The organism is Campylobacter lanienae NCTC 13004 (assembly GCF_002139935.1).
Classification (GTDB): domain Bacteria; phylum Campylobacterota; class Campylobacteria; order Campylobacterales; family Campylobacteraceae; genus Campylobacter; species Campylobacter lanienae.
Window position 1 is genome coordinate 357,090 of record NZ_CP015578.1, and the last position, 17,325, is coordinate 374,414.

Annotated in this window: 16 protein-coding genes and 1 tRNA gene; 7 read left to right on the forward strand and 10 right to left on the reverse strand. The window is 35.3% G+C overall.

Features of this window, described 5'->3' with window-relative positions:
• Positions 1-11: 11 nt before the first annotated feature.
• The 4 genes from hemE (at position 12) to CLAN_RS08380 (ending at position 3,452) form a co-directional block, all read left to right on the forward strand.
• Entirely contained in the window at positions 12-1,043 is a 1,032-nt protein-coding gene (gene hemE / locus CLAN_RS01840) for a uroporphyrinogen decarboxylase (protein ID WP_096016935.1), read from the forward strand.
• The gene (locus CLAN_RS01845) at positions 1,043-1,954 is read left to right on the forward strand and encodes a radical SAM protein (protein WP_096013624.1); all 912 of its coding nucleotides are present in this window, start codon (positions 1,043-1,045) and stop codon (positions 1,952-1,954) included. Before hemE ends, CLAN_RS01845 begins: the two co-directional genes overlap by 1 nt.
• A gap of 77 nt (positions 1,955-2,031) precedes the next feature.
• Positions 2,032-2,106, forward strand: a tRNA-Asn gene (locus tag CLAN_RS01850).
• 221 nt (positions 2,107-2,327) lie between these two features.
• Positions 2,328-3,452, forward strand: a complete 1,125-nt coding sequence (locus CLAN_RS08380) for an acyltransferase (RefSeq protein WP_100590448.1) — start codon at positions 2,328-2,330, stop codon at positions 3,450-3,452.
• 210 nt (positions 3,453-3,662) lie between these two features.
• On the opposite strand, the gene CLAN_RS01860 is transcribed toward CLAN_RS08380, so the two are convergent.
• From CLAN_RS01860 to CLAN_RS01875, 4 genes are read right to left on the reverse strand one after another with little or no spacing between them, the layout of a single operon-like run.
• Entirely contained in the window at positions 3,663-5,495 is a 1,833-nt protein-coding gene (locus CLAN_RS01860) for a primosomal protein N' (RefSeq protein ID WP_100590449.1), read from the reverse strand.
• Positions 5,492-5,845 (reverse strand): type II secretion system protein, encoded by a 354-nt coding sequence (locus CLAN_RS01865; protein WP_096016019.1) that lies wholly within the window; start codon positions 5,843-5,845, stop codon positions 5,492-5,494. Before CLAN_RS01865 ends, CLAN_RS01860 begins: the two co-directional genes overlap by 4 nt.
• On the reverse strand, positions 5,829-6,068 hold the full coding sequence (locus CLAN_RS01870; RefSeq protein WP_096013616.1) for a hypothetical protein: 240 nt from the start codon (positions 6,066-6,068) through the stop codon (positions 5,829-5,831). The genes CLAN_RS01865 and CLAN_RS01870 overlap by 17 nt, the downstream gene beginning before the upstream one ends.
• Positions 6,065-6,298 carry a hypothetical protein gene (locus CLAN_RS01875; RefSeq protein WP_096013615.1) on the reverse strand — a complete coding sequence of 78 codons (234 nt, stop codon included), beginning with the start codon at positions 6,296-6,298 and terminating at the stop codon, positions 6,065-6,067. The genes CLAN_RS01870 and CLAN_RS01875 overlap by 4 nt, the downstream gene beginning before the upstream one ends.
• Before the next feature lie 159 nt (positions 6,299-6,457).
• On the opposite strand from CLAN_RS01875, the gene uvrB reads away from it, so the two are divergent.
• Positions 6,458-8,434, forward strand: coding sequence for an excinuclease ABC subunit UvrB (gene uvrB, locus CLAN_RS01880; RefSeq protein ID WP_100590450.1), 1,977 nt, complete (start codon positions 6,458-6,460; stop codon positions 8,432-8,434).
• A 42-nt stretch (positions 8,435-8,476) separates the two neighbouring features.
• Here the strand turns inward: uvrB and CLAN_RS01885 are convergent, their stop codons facing one another.
• From CLAN_RS01885 to pta, 3 genes are read right to left on the reverse strand one after another with little or no spacing between them, the layout of a single operon-like run.
• Entirely contained in the window at positions 8,477-9,769 is a 1,293-nt protein-coding gene (locus CLAN_RS01885; protein WP_100590451.1) for a DUF2920 family protein, read from the reverse strand.
• Positions 9,756-10,979: an acetate kinase gene (locus tag CLAN_RS01890; protein ID WP_100590452.1), complete on the reverse strand. Its 1,224-nt coding sequence runs from the start codon at positions 10,977-10,979 to the stop codon at positions 9,756-9,758. The genes CLAN_RS01885 and CLAN_RS01890 overlap by 14 nt, the downstream gene beginning before the upstream one ends.
• The gene (gene pta, locus CLAN_RS01895) at positions 10,980-12,353 is read right to left on the reverse strand and encodes a phosphate acetyltransferase (protein ID WP_100590453.1); all 1,374 of its coding nucleotides are present in this window, start codon (positions 12,351-12,353) and stop codon (positions 10,980-10,982) included.
• Positions 12,354-12,424: 71 nt separating this feature from the next.
• On the opposite strand from pta, the gene flgH reads away from it, so the two are divergent.
• Positions 12,425-13,132 carry a flagellar basal body L-ring protein FlgH gene (gene flgH / locus CLAN_RS01900; protein WP_100590454.1) on the forward strand — a complete coding sequence of 236 codons (708 nt, stop codon included), beginning with the start codon at positions 12,425-12,427 and terminating at the stop codon, positions 13,130-13,132.
• Here the strand turns inward: flgH and CLAN_RS01905 are convergent.
• Genes CLAN_RS01905 through CLAN_RS01915 form a run of 3 tightly spaced genes read right to left on the reverse strand, consistent with a single transcriptional unit; the run spans position 13,129 to position 16,037 of the window.
• Positions 13,129-13,929, reverse strand: coding sequence for a YihY family inner membrane protein (locus tag CLAN_RS01905; RefSeq protein WP_232045848.1), 801 nt, complete (start codon positions 13,927-13,929; stop codon positions 13,129-13,131). The genes flgH and CLAN_RS01905 overlap by 4 nt on opposite strands.
• Positions 13,930-13,931: 2 nt before the next feature.
• On the reverse strand, positions 13,932-15,311 hold the full coding sequence (locus tag CLAN_RS01910; RefSeq protein WP_100590455.1) for an FAD-linked oxidase C-terminal domain-containing protein: 1,380 nt from the start codon (positions 15,309-15,311) through the stop codon (positions 13,932-13,934).
• A gap of 9 nt (positions 15,312-15,320) precedes the next feature.
• On the reverse strand, positions 15,321-16,037 hold the full coding sequence (locus CLAN_RS01915) for a plasminogen-binding N-terminal domain-containing protein (protein ID WP_100590456.1): 717 nt from the start codon (positions 16,035-16,037) through the stop codon (positions 15,321-15,323).
• Between the two features lie 122 nt (positions 16,038-16,159).
• Between CLAN_RS01915 and CLAN_RS01920 the strand changes: the two genes are divergently transcribed.
• Positions 16,160-17,323, forward strand: coding sequence for a peptidoglycan DD-metalloendopeptidase family protein (locus CLAN_RS01920; protein WP_232045849.1), 1,164 nt, complete (start codon positions 16,160-16,162; stop codon positions 17,321-17,323).
• The last annotated feature ends 2 nt before the right edge of the window (positions 17,324-17,325 follow it).

The window sequence follows — 17,325 nt, forward strand, 5'->3', positions numbered from 1 at the left end:
AAAGGATATTTATGATTTTTATAGATGCTTGTTTTGGTAAGCCGACACCTTATACTCCAGTTTGGATGATGCGTCAAGCAGGTAGGTATCTACCTGAATATATGAGAGTGAGAGCCCAGGCGGGAGATTTTCTCTCACTTTGTAAGGATTATAAAAAAGCTAGTGAAGTTACACTTCAACCGGTGGATATTTTGGGCGTGGATGCGGCTATTTTATTTAGTGATATCTTGGTTGTGCCTATGGAGATGGGAATGGAGCTTAAATTTGTAAAGGGCGAAGGGCCTGTATTTCCTAAACCGATTATCTCAATGGATGATTTAGATAGATTAAGTAGCGATAAGGCTGTGAAAAATTTAAGCTATGTATATGATACCATTAAATTAACTAGAGATAAATTGCCACAAGACAGAGCTCTTATAGGCTTTTGCGGTGCGCCATGGACTATTGCTACATATATGATTGAAGGTGGTAGTACTAAAACCTATAATATCTGTAAAAAGATGGTTTATAATAATCCACAATTTCTACATGCGATTTTGCGTAAGGTAACTAACGCACTCAAACTATATTTAGCCGAACAGATCAAGGCTGGAGTCAATGCCATACAGATATTTGATAGCTGGGCTGGAGCATTAGAAAAGAGTGCTTATATGGAATTTGGCTTTAGCTATATCAATGAGATTGTAGATTTCATAAAGAGCGATTATCCTGAGATCGCAGTTATCGTATTTCCTAAGGGAATTAGTGGATTTTTAGAAGATATTAATGGGCAATTTGATGTTTTGGGCGTGGATTGGAGCACACCACTTCAAAAGGTTAAAAAATCCTTAGGCGCTAAATATGTCTTACAAGGCAATATGGAACCAGCGAGATTATATAGCAAAGACGCAATTGATGATGGTGTGGATGAGATTTTATCCATTATGTGTGGCAAAAGACATATTTTTAATCTAGGCCATGGCATTTTGCCAGATATTCCGGTTGAAAATGCGAAATATTTCATCAAATCCGTCCAAGAAAAATCAGCAAAATATATGAAATAATGAGTTATAAATTTATTTTTGGCCCAGTGAGTAGCCGTAGATTTGGCAGCTCTCTTGGAATTGATTTAAGCCCGGTGCAAAAGAGTTGTAATTTTGATTGTTTGTATTGCGAATTAACCAAGGCCAAAGCCGTCCGTACTATAAACAATGAGCCAACAACTAAAGCTATAATAGATGAGTTAAAATTCGCTCTTAATGAGTTTAAAGATATCGATGTTATCACTATTACAGCTAATGGTGAGCCGAGCTTATATAGCGATCTATCAAATTTAATCACTCAGATAAATTCCCTTAAAACAACGCAAAAATCACTGATTTTAAGCAATGGAAGTGCTGTTTTAAACCCTGAAATATCCAAGGCTCTCTTAAAGCTTGATATTGTCAAATTCAGCCTTGATAGTGCCGATCCCAAGACATTTCGCAAGATAGATAGAAGCATAGATAGGATCGATACAGATAATTTAATAGAGCTGATGAGCGAATTTAGAGCGAAATTTAAAGGTGAGTTGGTTATGGAGGTTTTGGTCGTGGCGGGTTATAATGATAGTGATGATGAGTTTATAGCCTTAAATAGGGCTTTTAAAAAGATTTCACCGCATAGGGTGGATATAAGCACAATTGATCGCCCACCTGCTCACAATGCTAGTGGCGTAAGCATCGAAAGACTATACTATCTATCTACTTTTATAGACTCAGCGCCGGTGGCTATCGCTTCTAAAGCGCCCTTGAAATATAAATTTGATTACACTCAAAGTGAGTTAGAAAAGCTCTTAAAGCTTCGCCCACAAAGCTTGTATGATATCGAAAATAACTACACTCAAAACGCAAAATCAAATTTAGAAAATTTAATCAATCAAGGCAAGATTACAGAGTGCGATTTAGGCGGGATGAAATTTTATAGAATTTTATAAATTTTTATAAATTTAAGCTAAATTTAATTGACAAATATCTATTTATTAGATATAATTTCGGCTCATTTATACGATATTCCGGATTAGCTCAGCGGTAGAGTAGTCGGCTGTTAACCGATTGGTCGCTGGTTCGAATCCAGCATCCGGAGCCACTCTTTTATTTTATTTCAAATCTTTTTATTTTTAAAATCTCTATAAAAATCTTAAATTTAATTTTCGGATTTTACTATTTTTTTAACCAAAATAGCATAAATTTAGCTCTCTAATCAAGATAATATTAATTTATGATTAAATATTTCTATTAGTTTGAATTTCTAATTTCATTTTTTTTTTTTTTTTGATAAACTGCCGCCAAAGTTTCGCAGGAGAGATGATGCAAAAACATATAAGAGAAAATGGAAATGTGATTTATGGAGACCTATCTAAACAAGTAAATTTGAAATTAGATTTTAAAGGCAAAAATAATATTGTATTCTTTGCTGGCGGAAGCAGGAATGTGAATATATCGTGTAGAGGTGATAACGCTTTAATATTTATAGGAGATAGGGTTAGGGCTAATGGACTAATTGATATTCTTAGATTTGGACTATGCTACATAGATGATAATTCAACTTATAATGGAACAAATCCTAGAATATTTGAAGCAAAAAATATAATATTTGGTAGAGATTGTATGTTTTCTTGGGGCATTTGGCTCTCGACTTGCGATCACCATTTGATTATGGATAGTCAAACTAATGATAGGATTAACTTTTCTAAAAGCATTTATATAGGTGATCATGTGTGGTGCGGACAAGAAACTGCCATTTTAAAAGGGATTTTTGTAGCTTCAGGTGCGGTAATAGGTGCTAAAAGCGTAGTATCTAAAAATTGTTATTCAAATACTGTCAATGCGGGCAATCCTATCATAGAGCTAAAAAGAGATCTATTTTGGTTGAGAGATGATCCGACCGTTGGTCAATGGACAAAAGAACAAACCCTAAAACACTCAAATATCCCAAATGAAAATTTCAAATACACCTACAACCAAAACGAATTTCTATCACCAAAAGCCATTGAAGAAAAATTAGACTCCCTAAACACAGCACAAGAGAAGTTGGAGTTTGTATATGATGCAATCTATATGAATAAAAACAAAAATCGCTTTGCTTATTTCAAAGATATGCCTTACGATATCCCTTTGCCAAAATACGAAAGCAAATTTAAACTTTTAAAATTTGAAGAGATAGAACCCACCCCACCAAAGCCAACCATACCACCACAACCAACCCCACAAGAGCAGATAAACTCACTCAAAAAAGAGATAAATAAAAAAGATATAGAGATTAAAAATTTAAAAATAACTAACCAAAAAGCCCAAAATATCAAAAATCATCTGAGCTACAAACTAGGAAATGCTCTAATACAAGCGCACAAACAATGGTATAAAGGCGGATATATTAAATTTATATTTGAAGCCATAAAAATCAAAAATGAGCATAATAAAACTAAAATATAGCTTAAAAAGCAGTTAGGCTAGATAAAATCAAGCTTAAATAAGTTGATATAAACTTAGCTAAAATACTATAAATTCGCATAAATATGATATCGCTGATTGAGTGTGGAGAATTTGAGATGATAGCCAAACTTCGCAAGATAAAATTCCACAAAATAAAAATCCCCTGCAAAGTAGAGAAATCTAACAAATAGTTAAATTCAACACTTAAATTTAGTTGAAATTCACAGGATCAATATCAGGCAAAGCACCATAAAATCTAGCGACTTGACTAGCTTTGAGTAGTGGAATATGAGATTGCGATCTTAGCAGTATCTGATAGCGATATTTGGATGCTATCATCTCGATTACACATTTCCCACTACCGATAATCTCTAAATTTGGTATATTTTCAAGCTCTTTTAAGGTTTTTTCCATCTTTATTATAGCTCTATTTTCATCTTTGTCTTCTATTTTTATGCGAAGTAGTCTCATAAATGGTGGGTATAATCCCTCTCTTATGCTCATCTCATCATCTATAAATTGATCGAATTTATCCATATATTTAGCGAAAAATTCGCACTTCAATCCCTGTATTATCACCTTGCCGTGGTCTGCTCTACCGGCTCTACCAGCTACTTGCATAGCTAGGGCTAGGCTCTTGCTTCTAGCTTGATAATCGCTATAATCCAAATGCTCATCAAGGCCCATTATAATCGCTAAAGAGACATTGTGATAGTCGTGGCCTTTGCTTAGCATTTGAGTGCCGACAATTATATCTATTTTGTTTTCGTTGAAATTTTTAAGCAAGGTCGTGAGCTTTTTTTGTGTGGTGATCTCATCTTTGTCAAATTTGGCTATATTAGCTGATGGGAAGTGGCTTTTGAGCTCTAAGAGAAGCTCACTAGTGCCGATTTTGTGAGATTCTAGCATATCGCTATTACAGCTTGGGCATAGATTTGGTATCGCACAGGTAAAACCGCAGTAGTGGCATTTAAGGGCTTTTTGTTTTTTGTGTAGGCTTAGAGATATTGAGCAGTATGGGCATTGTATGCTTTGGGCGCATTTTTGGCAAGTGAGAAATTTGAAATTCGCTCTAGTAGGCAAAAATATTATAATCTGTTTGTGGCTAGCTAGCTCTTTGGCTATGCTATTTAGTATAAGCTCATTAAGCCCAGTTGGGCTATGGTCATAGATATACTCTTTTTGTGAGTTATAAAATTGCCCTTTTAAGCGAAAATGTGGGAATTTCGCATAGCTATTTAGGCTTGGGGTGGCGCTTCCTAAGATACATTTTATCCCAAATTTATTAGCGATATATATGGCTAGATCTTTGGCGTTGTAGTATGGGTCGCTACTACTTTTGTAGCTATCATCGTGCTCTTCATCGACTACGATTAATCCTAAATTGCTAAAAGGCAAAAATAGCGATGAGCGAGCTCCAGCTATTAAATTTATCTTGCCAGAGCTGAAATTTGATAGTAGGGATTTTTTATTTTTGGTTGAAATTTTGGAGTGCCATATACCAACATTATCACCAAAATACGCCTCTAAACGCCCTTGCATTTGTGGGGTTAGTGAGATTTCAGGCATCAAAAATAGAGCTTGTTTGCCACTATTTAAGCACTCTCTTATAAGGCTTATATATATTTCGCTCTTGCCACTTCCAGTATCACCAAAGATTAGGGAAATTTGATTTTGCTTGGCAAATTGCGTGGCTTGTTGTTGGAGTGGGCTTAAATTTGGTGATTTGATAAAGCTATATCGCTCTGGTTCATAGCCACTAAAAGGCTCAAATAAGCCCAAAGCAACGCCGATTTCGCAAGTATAGTAGTGGCTGATGAATTTGGCTAAGGTAGCTTGAAAGGTTGTGAAATTTAAATTTAATCTCTTAGATATTTTGGTGGTTTTGAAATTTGGTTTAGATACACTTTTTATAACGCAGCCGCTCTGCTCTTTGCCTCTTAATACAACGCTCACAATCTCAAATTCGCTTAATTGAAATTCACTTTCATAGGTTAATGGCTGTAAATTTAGGCCTATTATAGCGATTTCGTAGTAGTTCATAGTTTATCGCAGATATCTTTGGGAGATAGGCATTTGATAGTGCCGTTGCTATCGTAGCTAAACTCGGTCTCATCATCAAATATTAATTTATTATCTTCAACTCGCCAGTTATTTAAATTGATTGAGTGTAGAATCTCTGTATTTAGGAGTGGGTCTTGAACTTTAGCGGTTAGTAAAAGAGCGGTTTTTTGGTGGAGAATATTGGCTTGGATTGTGGCTATATCGGTTTTAATTTTAAGCAAATTTGCGTCATTTTTGCTTAAAAACACTCTTGGTGCTGCGATAGCTAATAAAACACCAAGAATAATAATTACAAACACTAACTCAATTAGGCTAAATGCTTTTATCATGTGTAAGGGCTTTGTCAATATTGCCAAGAATAGAGTTTAATTCGCTCTTTTGCTCGTAGTTTTCGTGGCATTTTTTGACAAAAGCAGTAAGTAGATCCTTGATAGCTAGCTGATGCTTATCATCTAAAAGTTTTTTGATATCAGCTTCGAAATAATCAGCAAAATCATCATCAAGGGTGATATTATAATCTTTGGAGGCTACTGTTAGTGTGATTTGTCTCATCTACCAAGTACAGCCTCAACTTGTTTTAATAGATCATCGCTTGCTAAATCTTGATTTTTAAGCTCTTCTTCTAGTCTCATTATTTGGTTTGTTTTGGCTTCATTTTGGGCTTTTACGCTTATTAATTCGTTTCTTAAAGCTTCGTTTGCTTCGCATACTTCTTCGTATTTTAGCATTAATTCAGTAACTTTTGAAGCTAGAGTATTTAATACCTTTTCATTTTCATACATTACATAGTCCTTATTTTATAGTGATAATTTTGCGTAATTTTATCATACCTTTTATAAATATGGTATAAATTTTGGCTATTTTTGAATTTATTAGCTACTAAAAATTAAAATTTTGATTAATAAAAAGATGATAAAATCGCTAAAATTTAAGGTAAAAATATGGATAAATTCGATTTAAATAGCAAATTTTCACCAAATCAAGATCAACAAAACGCAATTGATGGCATTAGCAAGGCTTTTAAGAGTGGAGCCAAATATAGCACGCTTCTTGGTGTAACTGGTAGTGGCAAGACCTTTACTATGGCAAATATAATTAAAAAATTAAATATTCCTACTTTGATTATGACTCACAATAAATCCCTAGCCGCTCAATTATATAGCGAATTTAAGGGCTTTTTCCCGCATAATCATGTGGAGTATTTCATTAGCTATTATGACTATTATCAGCCTGAGGCTTATATCCCAAGGCAAGATCTATTTATAGAAAAAGATAGCTCAATTAATGACGAATTAGAGCGTTTAAGGCTATCGGCTACGGCAAATTTGCTTGAGTATGATGATACTATAGTTATAGCTAGTGTCTCGGCAAATTATGGCTTAGGTAATCCTGCTGAGTATAAAGGGATGGTTATAACGCTAGAGAGAGGCATGCAAATAGGGCAAAAAGAGCTACTTTTAAAGCTTGTAGATATGGGGTATAAAAGAGATGATAGCTTTTTTGAGCGTGGGAATTTTCGTGTAAATGGCGATGTGATAGATATCTATCCGGCCTATTTTAACGATGAGGCGATTAGGCTTGAGTTTTTTGGTGATGAGATAGAGGAGATTTATCATTTTAATGCTTTGGATAATAAAAAAACAAAAGATTTAAATAGATTTATATTGTATGCTACAAGTCAATTTGTTGTGGGTGAAAATCGCTTAAAAGAGGCGATTAAGGGGATTGAAGCTGAACTAGATGAGAGATTGAAATTTTATGAGAGCGAGGGGAGGCTTGTTGAGTATCAAAGGCTCAAACAAAGGGTGGAATTTGATTTAGAGATGCTCTCAACTACTGGTAGCACCAAGGGTGTGGAGAATTATGCTAGGTATTTAACAGGGCAAAAGCCAGGTGAGACGCCATATTCTTTGTTTGATTATTTTGAGATTAAGGGGCAAGATTATTTGGTTATAGTTGATGAGAGTCATGTGAGTTTGCCGCAATTTCGTGGAATGTATGCTGGAGATAGGAGTAGAAAAGAGGTTTTGGTGGAGTATGGATTTAGGCTGCCTAGTGCTTTGGATAATAGGCCACTTAAATTTGATGAGTTTATCGCTAAAAAAGCTAGATTTCTCTTTGTTTCGGCTACGCCAAATGAGTATGAGCTAGATCTATCCAAAGGGCATATTTATGAGCAAATTCTAAGGCCAACAGGCCTATTAGATCCTAAAATTGAGATAATAAGTAGCGATAATCAAGTTGAAATTTTATATGATAGGGCTAAGGCTGTGATAGAGAGAAATGAGCGTGTATTGGTCACAACTCTGACTAAAAAGATGGCTGAAGAGCTAACGAAGTATTATTTAGAATTAGGATTAAAGATCAAATATATGCACTCTGATATAGATGCTGTTGAGAGAAATGAGCTTATAAGAGGGCTTAGGCGTGGGGATTATGATATATTAGTTGGGATAAATTTATTAAGAGAGGGGCTAGATCTGCCTGAAGTGAGTTTGGTAGCTGTGATGGATGCGGATAAGGAAGGGTTTTTACGCTCTAAAACTAGCCTTATACAGACGATGGGTAGAGCTGCTAGAAATGTAAATGGAGCGGTTATTTTGTTTGCTAATAAGATAACAAACTCAATGCGTGAAGCTATAGAGATCACCGAGGCAAGACGCAAGTATCAAGATGATTATAATAAATCGCACAATATAACACCGCAATCAGCTAGTAGAAATATCGAAGATAGCTTAAAAGAAGATGATACGCAAATGCTTTATACCAAAGCCAAAAAATTAGCCAAAATGCCTTCAAGTGAGCGAGCTAAAATAGTAAAAGAGCTAAGAAAACAGATGCTTGAAGCGGCTAAGAATTTAGAATTCGAAAAGGCCGCTGCATTGCGTGATGAGATAGCTAAATTAAGAGAAATTTAGCTAAATTATATTTAAATTTAGTGGCGATTTGGTTGCCACTGATTAATCTGCTATTTTAGTGCATTTTAGGCTTATTTGGTTATCTTGTTGGGTGAATTTATATATGTATTGGCTGGTTTGAAATTCGATATTTGGCTCATATTTTGGCCTTTTGTTTTTGGCGATTTTATCTAGCATCCACTCATAATTATTAGCCACTAATAACTTCATACTCATACCCATCCCGTGATCTAAATTTTTGATAAATTTGCCATCAACTCTGCTTTTATCGCTTACTATATCTAAGGTAGCATCAAAACCTAAATTTTTAAGCTGTTTATAAAATTCGATTTTTTCGCCTATTGGAGCGACTTTGTCATTTTGGACATGGTAGGATTTAAAAATCGGTTTTGGATATTTAGCTTGTATTAAAAGGTGATTAGGCTCATTTGTATCTCTAATCTCATATCTGGAGCGACTAAAGTAGTTTGGGCTTTGTGAATTTGAGGTCCAATGAGTCTTATCCGAGACGCATAGATGGAAGTTTTCATTATCTCTGCTATCACGCCTATATTTCATAAAATCAATCTCTTTACCAAAGCCAATAGTGCGAAATGCCCCACGCTGATAATCTTGTTTATCAAATATATTAGTGCTTAAATTCCATCCACAATTATCCAAAATTCCATCTACAGCCCATGGGGCGTATTTAGCACAAAGATTGGCTATATATCCGCCGTGGCTAGAGCCTACATAAATTTTGGCTAACCCCCACCCATTTGAATTCGCTACTTTAAATGGTGGGTTACTTTGCACATGTAAGGTGGCATTTATCACATCTAAAGCAGCCATTAAACCAAAGTTTTGATACTCATCATTTGGCGGAGTGAGTGTAAGATGAAATGGGAGTTTGAAGGTTAAATTTAATTTGCCAGCTACCTTTTGCATGCCGATGAAATTGTATAAATAGCTATTTAGGTATTCCCAAATTTCATCTGATTTCATCTTGGTTAATTCTACATCATCTGGGATTGGGCGATTAATACTTGAAGCTACTGTTTTTAGGATCAATTCATCTATCTTATCAATGCTAAATTTAGCCCCTGGGGGATTGCTCTTTATAGCAAAATAGTTAGCCGTTATAACCGCTGCGTCCATATCTCTAGCGATACTATGAGCGAGTTTGTCTCTATAATACGAATCCCCATCTTCGCCTAATCCTGGTATAATGGTGATTAAAGATCTAATCTCTTTATTATTATCATAAGTGAGTTTAAACTCAAGCTTTGATTTGCGTTTTATATCTAATTCAGCATCATTTACGCCATCTATTTTATAGCTTTTAGTCCGTATCATCTATCGCCTTTTTGTATTTTAGATTGTTGATTACCCTTATTGTATCTTGAGCGATTGCTAACTCTTCATCTGTAGGGACAATTATGATTTTAATCTTTGTGTCTGCGTGTCCTATTCTGCGTGGTTCATCTTTTGGCTCCATATTTTTATCTTTGTCAATTTTTATACCAAAAATCTCTAATCCATTACACACGGCTTCTCTTACTCTAGCATCGTTTTCACCGATTCCAGCAGTAAATATAATCGCATCAATCTGGCCTAAAATCGCAATATATGAGCCGATATATTTTTTCACTCTTAAAACAAACATATCAAAAGCGAGTTTAGCATTCTCATCTCCTGCGTCCATGCGTTTTTCTATCTCACGCATATCATTTGTGCCGCCTATAGCTAAGAGGCCGGATTTTTTATTCATTATATTATCAACTTCTTCACCGCTTAAATTCGCATTTCTCATCAAAAATGGCATAATCGCTGGATCTATGCTACCACAGCGAGTTCCCATCATTAGCCCCTCAAGTGGCGTAAGCCCCATTGTGGTATCGATACATTTGCCATTTTTTATAGCTGCGATACTAGCACCATTACCAAGATGTAAGGTGATACAGTTAAATTTACTATACTCAATACCTAAAATTTCGGCTCCGGCCTTTGAGACAAACTGATGAGAAGTGCCATGGAAGCCATATTTTCGTATCTTATATTTTTCATAAAATTCAAGTGGCAAGGCATACATATATGAGACTTTTGGCATGGTTTGGTGAAATACCGTATCAAACACAGCTACATTTGGGATATCGGGTCTTAATTTTAGTGTCTCTTTCATTCCTGCTAGGTGCGCTGGATTATGTAGTGGGGCGAGTGGGATTAGCTCTTCTATCTTTTTCATTACGCTCTCATCAATTAGTATAGCATCTGTGAATATATCGGCGCCTTGGACTACTCTGTGACCCACGCCATCTATATCATCTAGGCTCTTAATTATGCCTGAGTTAAATAAAAGCTCATTCATTATATCAATGCCTTGGGCGTGGTCTATGATATGAGTGGCTCTATCTTTTGTCTTTCCACAGGCGGTGACTATCTTGGCGTATGAGTTTTCAGAGCCGATTTGCTCTATTAAACCCTTACACATCACACTTTCATTATCCATATCATATAGTTTGAATTTAATAGAGCTACTACCTGAGTTTATAACCAAAATTTTCATCTACTCTCCTTGAATTGCGCTAATTAAAATTGTATTTATGATATCATCTACTAAGCAACCACGGCTTAAATCATTAATTGGCTTATTTAATCCTTGTAGAATCGGGCCGATGGCTAGGGCGTTTGAGCTTCTTTGGACAGCTTTGTAGCAGATATTACCAGAGTTTAAATCTGGGAAGATAAATACATTGGCATTGCCAGCGACTTTTGAATTTGGTAGTTTTTTGGCTGCTACTACGCTATCAACTGCTGCATCAAACTGAATCGGCCCTTCTACATCAAGGCTTGGGTCTAACTCTTTTAAGATTTTAGTAGCCTCTATCACGCTATCTACGCTAGCTCCGCTACCACTATCGCCTGTTGAGTAGCTTAGCATTGCGATTTTAGGCTCAAAGCCAAACTCACGAGCGATTTGGGCTGTGGATATAGCTGTTGTGGCTAGATCTTTTGGGGTTGGATTTGGGATTATAGCGCAATCTGCGTAGAAGTGAATTTGACCATTTACGCACATTATGAAGCTACCACTTACGCTAGAGACTCCGGGTTTGGTTTTGATAAATTGTAAGGCTGGGCGGATGGTTTGGGCTGTGGTCGTATTGGCTCCGCTTACCATCGCATTTGCTAAGCCTTTATAGACAAGCATAGTGCCAAAATATGTTCTATCTTTGATTAGCTCTTTGGCTTGATCTAGCTCTAAGCCTTTGTTTTTGCGAAGTTCATAAAGTGTGGTGGCAAATTCATCTATCAATTCGCTTTTATCTGGATTTATGATATTTGCTTTTGTTAAATTTAATCCCAAATCTTTGGCTCTTTTGTCTATTTTATCTCTATCACCAAGCAAGGTTATAGATACTGCCTTGCTAGCTAGTAAGATATCGCACGCTTTAAGCACTCTATCATCATCGCTTTCAGGCAAGACTACTATTTTTGGTTTTTGGGCGGCTTTTTGGTATAGAATGGTTTCAAATTTCAATGGAGTTATATAATTGCTCTCTAATGTGGCTATATCATCTATATTTGTAAATGACTTAAAGCCTAAAAATCCGGCTTTATAAGCGGTTTTATCACTTAGCAAAAATGGAGCATTTAAATTCTTAGCTATCAAAGTATCTAGTAATTCATCGTCAGAGCCAACGACTATTATAAAATTATCTTTTATGCTATCAAATTTCGCTATTATCGCTTTTATAAGCTCATTTTCTTTTTGGTTTTTTAAGAGATTTATCGCTTCATCTAAACTAAAAACTCTAAAACTATCTTGATTATCAAAACTAATGGGTAAAAAAGTAACACTTTGGGGTAATTTGGAATTTAATTTAGCTTTAAATTCGCTATTTTCATAGTCACTTTTTAGTATATAAATAGCTTTTAGCATTGTTTTATCCTATATTTGGTATTATTTTGTGTAGTTAATGCTATATTGTATCATAAAATTGAGAGTTATTTATGAAAAGAAGTTCTTTTTTTGTCTTATTTTGTTTGGTTGGTTTTAGTGGTTGTGGAACTGGAGCTAATCCGCATATATCAATGGAGCCACCTGCATATGTAGAAGAGATGCCGAGCCGTGTTCAAGGTGGTGGCGTGGGTAATCCTGGTAGTTTGTTTGGTAAAGGGGATAATCCTCTATTTTCAGATAGAAAAGCTATGAATGTAAATGATATTGTCACAGTAATCATATCAGAAAACGCCAATCAAAGCTCACAATCTAACCGCTCAACAACTAAAGATAGCACAACAGCATTAAATGGTGGATCATTTACCACACCGGCTGGATCACCGCTACAAGGGCCACTTAATGATGTTAATAAAATTGCTGGAATTGGATTTAGTGCTGGTGGAGCTAATAGCTATAGCGGAAGTGGCACGGCTAGTAGGGTAGAGACCTTTACTACTACTGTTTCAGCTAGGATTATCAAGGTTTTGACTAATGGTAATTACTTTATTGAAGGTAGCAAAGAGATATTATTAAATAACGAAAAGCAGATAATGCAAATTAGCGGCGTGATAAGACCTTATGACATTAGTCAAAATAATGAGATAGAATCAAGATATATATCAGATGCCAAGATACTATATCGCACCGAAGGGGATTTACAACGAGCTATGGATAAGCCGTGGGGGACTAGGGTTTTAGAGACTATATGGCCGTTTTAATCTATTGATTGTTTTTTGAGTTTGCTATTTTCTATGGCGTGGCATAGCTTGATACCATGAAGAAATATTATCCATGATATATATATCCACAAGATAAAAAACAAAACTATAGAAAATGAGCCATATATACTAGCATAAGTTTTATTGTAAAATGAGTACTCTATAAATAGCCATTTAGATATAGACCAAGCAAGAGAGCTGATAAATGAGCCTATAGCTATGCTAGTGATTGAGAAGTTTTTGTTTATGCTAATTAGATATGTGATAGCAAATATTAGCCATATAATAATATATGGAAATATAGCTAAGAAATTTATCCAACTTGTATAGTCATTACTTTTAAGTAAGCCTTGAATAGAGCTAGATAGCCAAAATGATAGCCCCAAGCCAAGTGGCATAAGGGTGATTAGCGTCCAGTAATTACTAAGCCCTTGCCAAAATTTACGCTTTTGGATATTACAGATTGTAGATATCGCATATTCATACTCAATGAAAAATAGCAAACTAGTAAAGAGTATCGCCACAACACCCATAATACCAAGTGAGCTAGAGTTATTTAAGAATTGATCTAAATATTGAGTTATATTTTGGCTAGGAAGTAAATTTGAGTAGATAAATTCTTTAATCTTAGTATAATACTCTTTGAAGCTAGGCATAGTAGTAAATATACTAAGCGATACAAAAATTATAGGAATTATTGATAAAAGCGTATGAAAGCTAAGCGAAGCCGCAAAGTGAAATAGCTGCTTGTCGCTTAGCTCTTTTGAGATAACTCTAATGATATTTTTGATATCCAAGATTAAAGCCCCATTTTAAATGGATTTAAGATATTATTTGGGTCAAATGCTCTTTTAATAGATCTAAATAGCTCCATCTCGCCATCGCTAAAAGCTAAGCTCATAAATGGTGCTTTAGATATCCCAATGCCGTGTTCGCCACTTAGCGTTCCGCCAAGCTCGATTGTGGCTTTGAAAATTTCTGTGATTGCTTGATGGCCACGCTCGATGGCTTGCGGGTCTGATTTATCTACCATAACATTTGTATGGACATTGCCATCGCCAGTGTGGCCAAAGCAAGGTGTAGTAACATTATATTTAGCTGAAATTTGAGATATCTTATCTAAAAGCTCTGGTAGCTTAGAGCGTGGGACGGTGATATCTTCGTTTAATTTCAAGCTACCATACATTGTGATAGCTTGAGAGCAGTTGCGTCTAGCAAACCATATATCAGCGCTCTCTTGATCATCTTTTGCTACTTTAAAATCTATAGCGCCATTTTGGATAAAACAGTTTTTAATGATCTCTAAATCTTTATTGATTACATCTAAATTTGGCCCATCCACATCGCTAATCAATATCGCACCCGCATCGACTGGTAAGCCTTTATTAAATTTTTGCTCAACAGCTTTGATGCTTAAAGAGTCTAAAAACTCCATCGCCACAGGGGTTACACCAGCGGCCATTGTCTTATATACGGCATTCATAGCTGAATTCACACTAGGAAATACCCCCATAGCGGTCTTTTTGAATTTAGGTTTGGCGATTAATTTTAGAGTTATTTCAGTAATTACTGCTAAGCTACCTTCACTAGCTATCAAAATCCCAGCGATATTGTATCCGGCGACATCTTTTATCGTTTTTTTACCAGCTCTTATAATCTCCCCATTAGGCAACACAGCACGCAAAGCCATCACATAATCTTTGGTAATTCCATATTTCGCAGCACGCATTCCGCCGGCATTTTCACTTACATTGCCACCTATGCTACTATAATTTTCACTAGCAGGATCAGGTGGATAAAATAGCCCCACTTCTAATGCAGCCTTTTGTAAATCCATATTTATCACACCAGGTTGGACTACGGCTACCATATTTTGCATATCTATCTCTAAAATTTTATTCATATGCTTCTCAAAGCTTAGCACCACTCCGCCACCACTAGCCAATGCGCCACCAGTAAAGCCACTCCCAGCACCCCTTGGAACGATTATTATCTTATTTTCGTTACAATATTTTAAAATTTCACTTACATCATTTTCATCTCTTGGGAATAGAACACCATCTGGTTCATATCGCTTTTTTGTTGCGTCATAACAGTAGGCTATCTGATGGGCTTTGTCAAATTTGGCATTATCTTGACCAATTAAATTTTCAAAATATTTTATATGTTTTGTATCCATTTTATCCCCTTATCTACCTAAAAGTCTATTATAATATCTATTATAATTTGTAATCTTAGCCCCATCAAGCTTCCAAAATACCGTATCTATATCTTTGATTCTTGTATAAAATGGCACCTCATAATAGCTAATCTCACCGGTCTTAAAGCTTTGTAAAACTTCAAAGCTACCACAATCAGCAAATACAGCTTCCCCATCAAGTGCGATAAATATCAGCCCAGCTGCATTTTGCGCACACATTTTGCGAAAATCTGCCTTGCTTGGGTTTGGCTTATACTCATAGCTTAGATAGGCCGCTACGATATCAGGATGAATAAAGGTGATATGGCTAAAACTCTTAGTAACTTGATCATAAATTTCTTTATTTGGAGTGATTATCAAAGATCTATTATACATGTAATTTAGTATCACTTCATCGCCAGCTTGTGGCAAGATAGTAGGCAATGGGAGCGCTGATTGTTTTAGCTCATTAAATACTTCAAATCTCAAATTTGCGTATCCGTCCTTTTTTTGTGTGACTACAGCACGGGCTATTATGGTTTTGCTACCATCGTTTAATTTATGCATCACAACGCCGCTTGAACCAACTATGAAGCTATCATTATCTAAGATTGTAGCGTTACCATTATTGGTGTTTAATATGAGATTATAACTTGGTTTTAGATCGAATTTAGCCGCAAAGCTCAAAGAGCAGATTGCTAGTAGTAAAAATGCGATTTTTTTCAACTATATCCCCTTTTTGATTTAAAATTTCGCATAATTATATCTTAGTTTAGGTAAATGTTTGAAAAGTATAAATAATTTTAAGTTATAATTATAGAATCAATCTGCTTATATTAGGATCTTTGATGAAAAAAATTATATTATCTATTTTAGCTTTTATGAATTTAAACGCAGCTACAACGAGTGTTGAAGAGCTAATCTGGCCGCAAGGAGATACATTTTTGACCTTTTTAGAAAGGCACAATATACCATTATCGATATATTATAATCTCTCAGGCGAGGATAAAGAGTTGGCTAGTGAGTTAAGTGCTGGGACAAAATTTCAAATTTTAAGAGATGTTAATGATGATATTAGTCAAATTCTATTGCCTATAAGCAATGAGATTCAAATTCATATCTTTAAAGATATAAATAACCACTATTCTATGGATTTTATCCCAATTGTCTATGAAGTCGAAGAGATGGTCTTAAATATCCAAATCCAAGACTCACCATATAAGGATATCAAAAACGCCACAAATGATGAGATATTAGCTAATGCTTTTAATAAATCATTTAATGGTAGTGTGAATTTCAAAACCTTACAAAAGGGTGATAGATTAGCTATTGTTTATGAACGTAAAAAGCGCTTAGGCAAATATATCGGCGAGCCAAATATCAAAGTTGCTATGATAGAGACTAGGGGAAAGCCAAATTATATATATAAATTTAATGATGCGTTTTATGATCCTAATGGAAGAGAGCTTGAAAATTTCTTATTGATTAAGCCTGTGCCAAATGCTAGAATTAGCTCAAGATTTAATCCTAAAAGATTTCATCCAGTATTAAAAAGATATAGAGCGCATTTAGGTACTGATTATGCTGCGCCAAAAGGGACAAAAATTTATGCTGCTGGTGATGGTGTGGTGAGCTTTGTAGGCAATAAAGGCGGATATGGTAAAACTGTAACCATTCAGCACTCAAGTGGATATATGACACTTTATGCGCATTTAAATGGTTATGCTAAAGGTATTAAAAAGGGTAAAAAAGTAAAAAAAGGTCAGTTAATAGCCTATGTAGGAAGCACTGGTTTAAGCACTGGACCGCATCTACACTTGGGATTATACAAAAATGGCAACGCTATAAATCCAGAATCTGTAGTCAAAATCACAAAATCTGAACTTAATAAAAACCAAAAAATTGAATTTAACAAGCTAAAAGATAGCCTAAATAACCAAATTCAAGCTAGTTTCAAAGATCATATAAACAAAGCCCCGCTTGAAGATATAGCAAATATAACCGAGATATAAAA

Bases quoted from the DNA above. Each gene is read 5' to 3' on its own strand.
- CLAN_RS01860 (WP_100590449.1), bottom strand. From the start codon at position 5,495: ATGAACTACTACGAAATCGCTATAATAGGCCTAAATTTACAGCCATTA.
- uvrB (WP_100590450.1), top strand. From the start codon at position 6,458: ATGGATAAATTCGATTTAAATAGCAAATTTTCACCAAATCAAGATCAA.
- CLAN_RS08380 (WP_100590448.1), top strand. From the start codon at position 2,328: ATGCAAAAACATATAAGAGAAAATGGAAATGTGATTTATGGAGACCTA.
- CLAN_RS01885 (WP_100590451.1), bottom strand. From the start codon at position 9,769: ATGATACGGACTAAAAGCTATAAAATAGATGGCGTAAATGATGCTGAA.
- flgH (WP_100590454.1), top strand. From the start codon at position 12,425: ATGAAAAGAAGTTCTTTTTTTGTCTTATTTTGTTTGGTTGGTTTTAGT.
- CLAN_RS01845 (WP_096013624.1), top strand. From the start codon at position 1,043: ATGAGTTATAAATTTATTTTTGGCCCAGTGAGTAGCCGTAGATTTGGC.
- CLAN_RS01870 (WP_096013616.1), bottom strand. From the start codon at position 6,068: ATGAGACAAATCACACTAACAGTAGCCTCCAAAGATTATAATATCACC.
- CLAN_RS01920 (WP_232045849.1), top strand. From the start codon at position 16,160: ATGAAAAAAATTATATTATCTATTTTAGCTTTTATGAATTTAAACGCA.
- CLAN_RS01865 (WP_096016019.1), bottom strand. From the start codon at position 5,845: ATGATAAAAGCATTTAGCCTAATTGAGTTAGTGTTTGTAATTATTATT.
- CLAN_RS01910 (WP_100590455.1), bottom strand. From the start codon at position 15,311: ATGGATACAAAACATATAAAATATTTTGAAAATTTAATTGGTCAAGAT.
- CLAN_RS01890 (WP_100590452.1), bottom strand. From the start codon at position 10,979: ATGAAAATTTTGGTTATAAACTCAGGTAGTAGCTCTATTAAATTCAAA.
- hemE (WP_096016935.1), top strand. From the start codon at position 12: ATGATTTTTATAGATGCTTGTTTTGGTAAGCCGACACCTTATACTCCA.
- pta (WP_100590453.1), bottom strand. From the start codon at position 12,353: ATGCTAAAAGCTATTTATATACTAAAAAGTGACTATGAAAATAGCGAA.
- CLAN_RS01875 (WP_096013615.1), bottom strand. From the start codon at position 6,298: ATGTATGAAAATGAAAAGGTATTAAATACTCTAGCTTCAAAAGTTACT.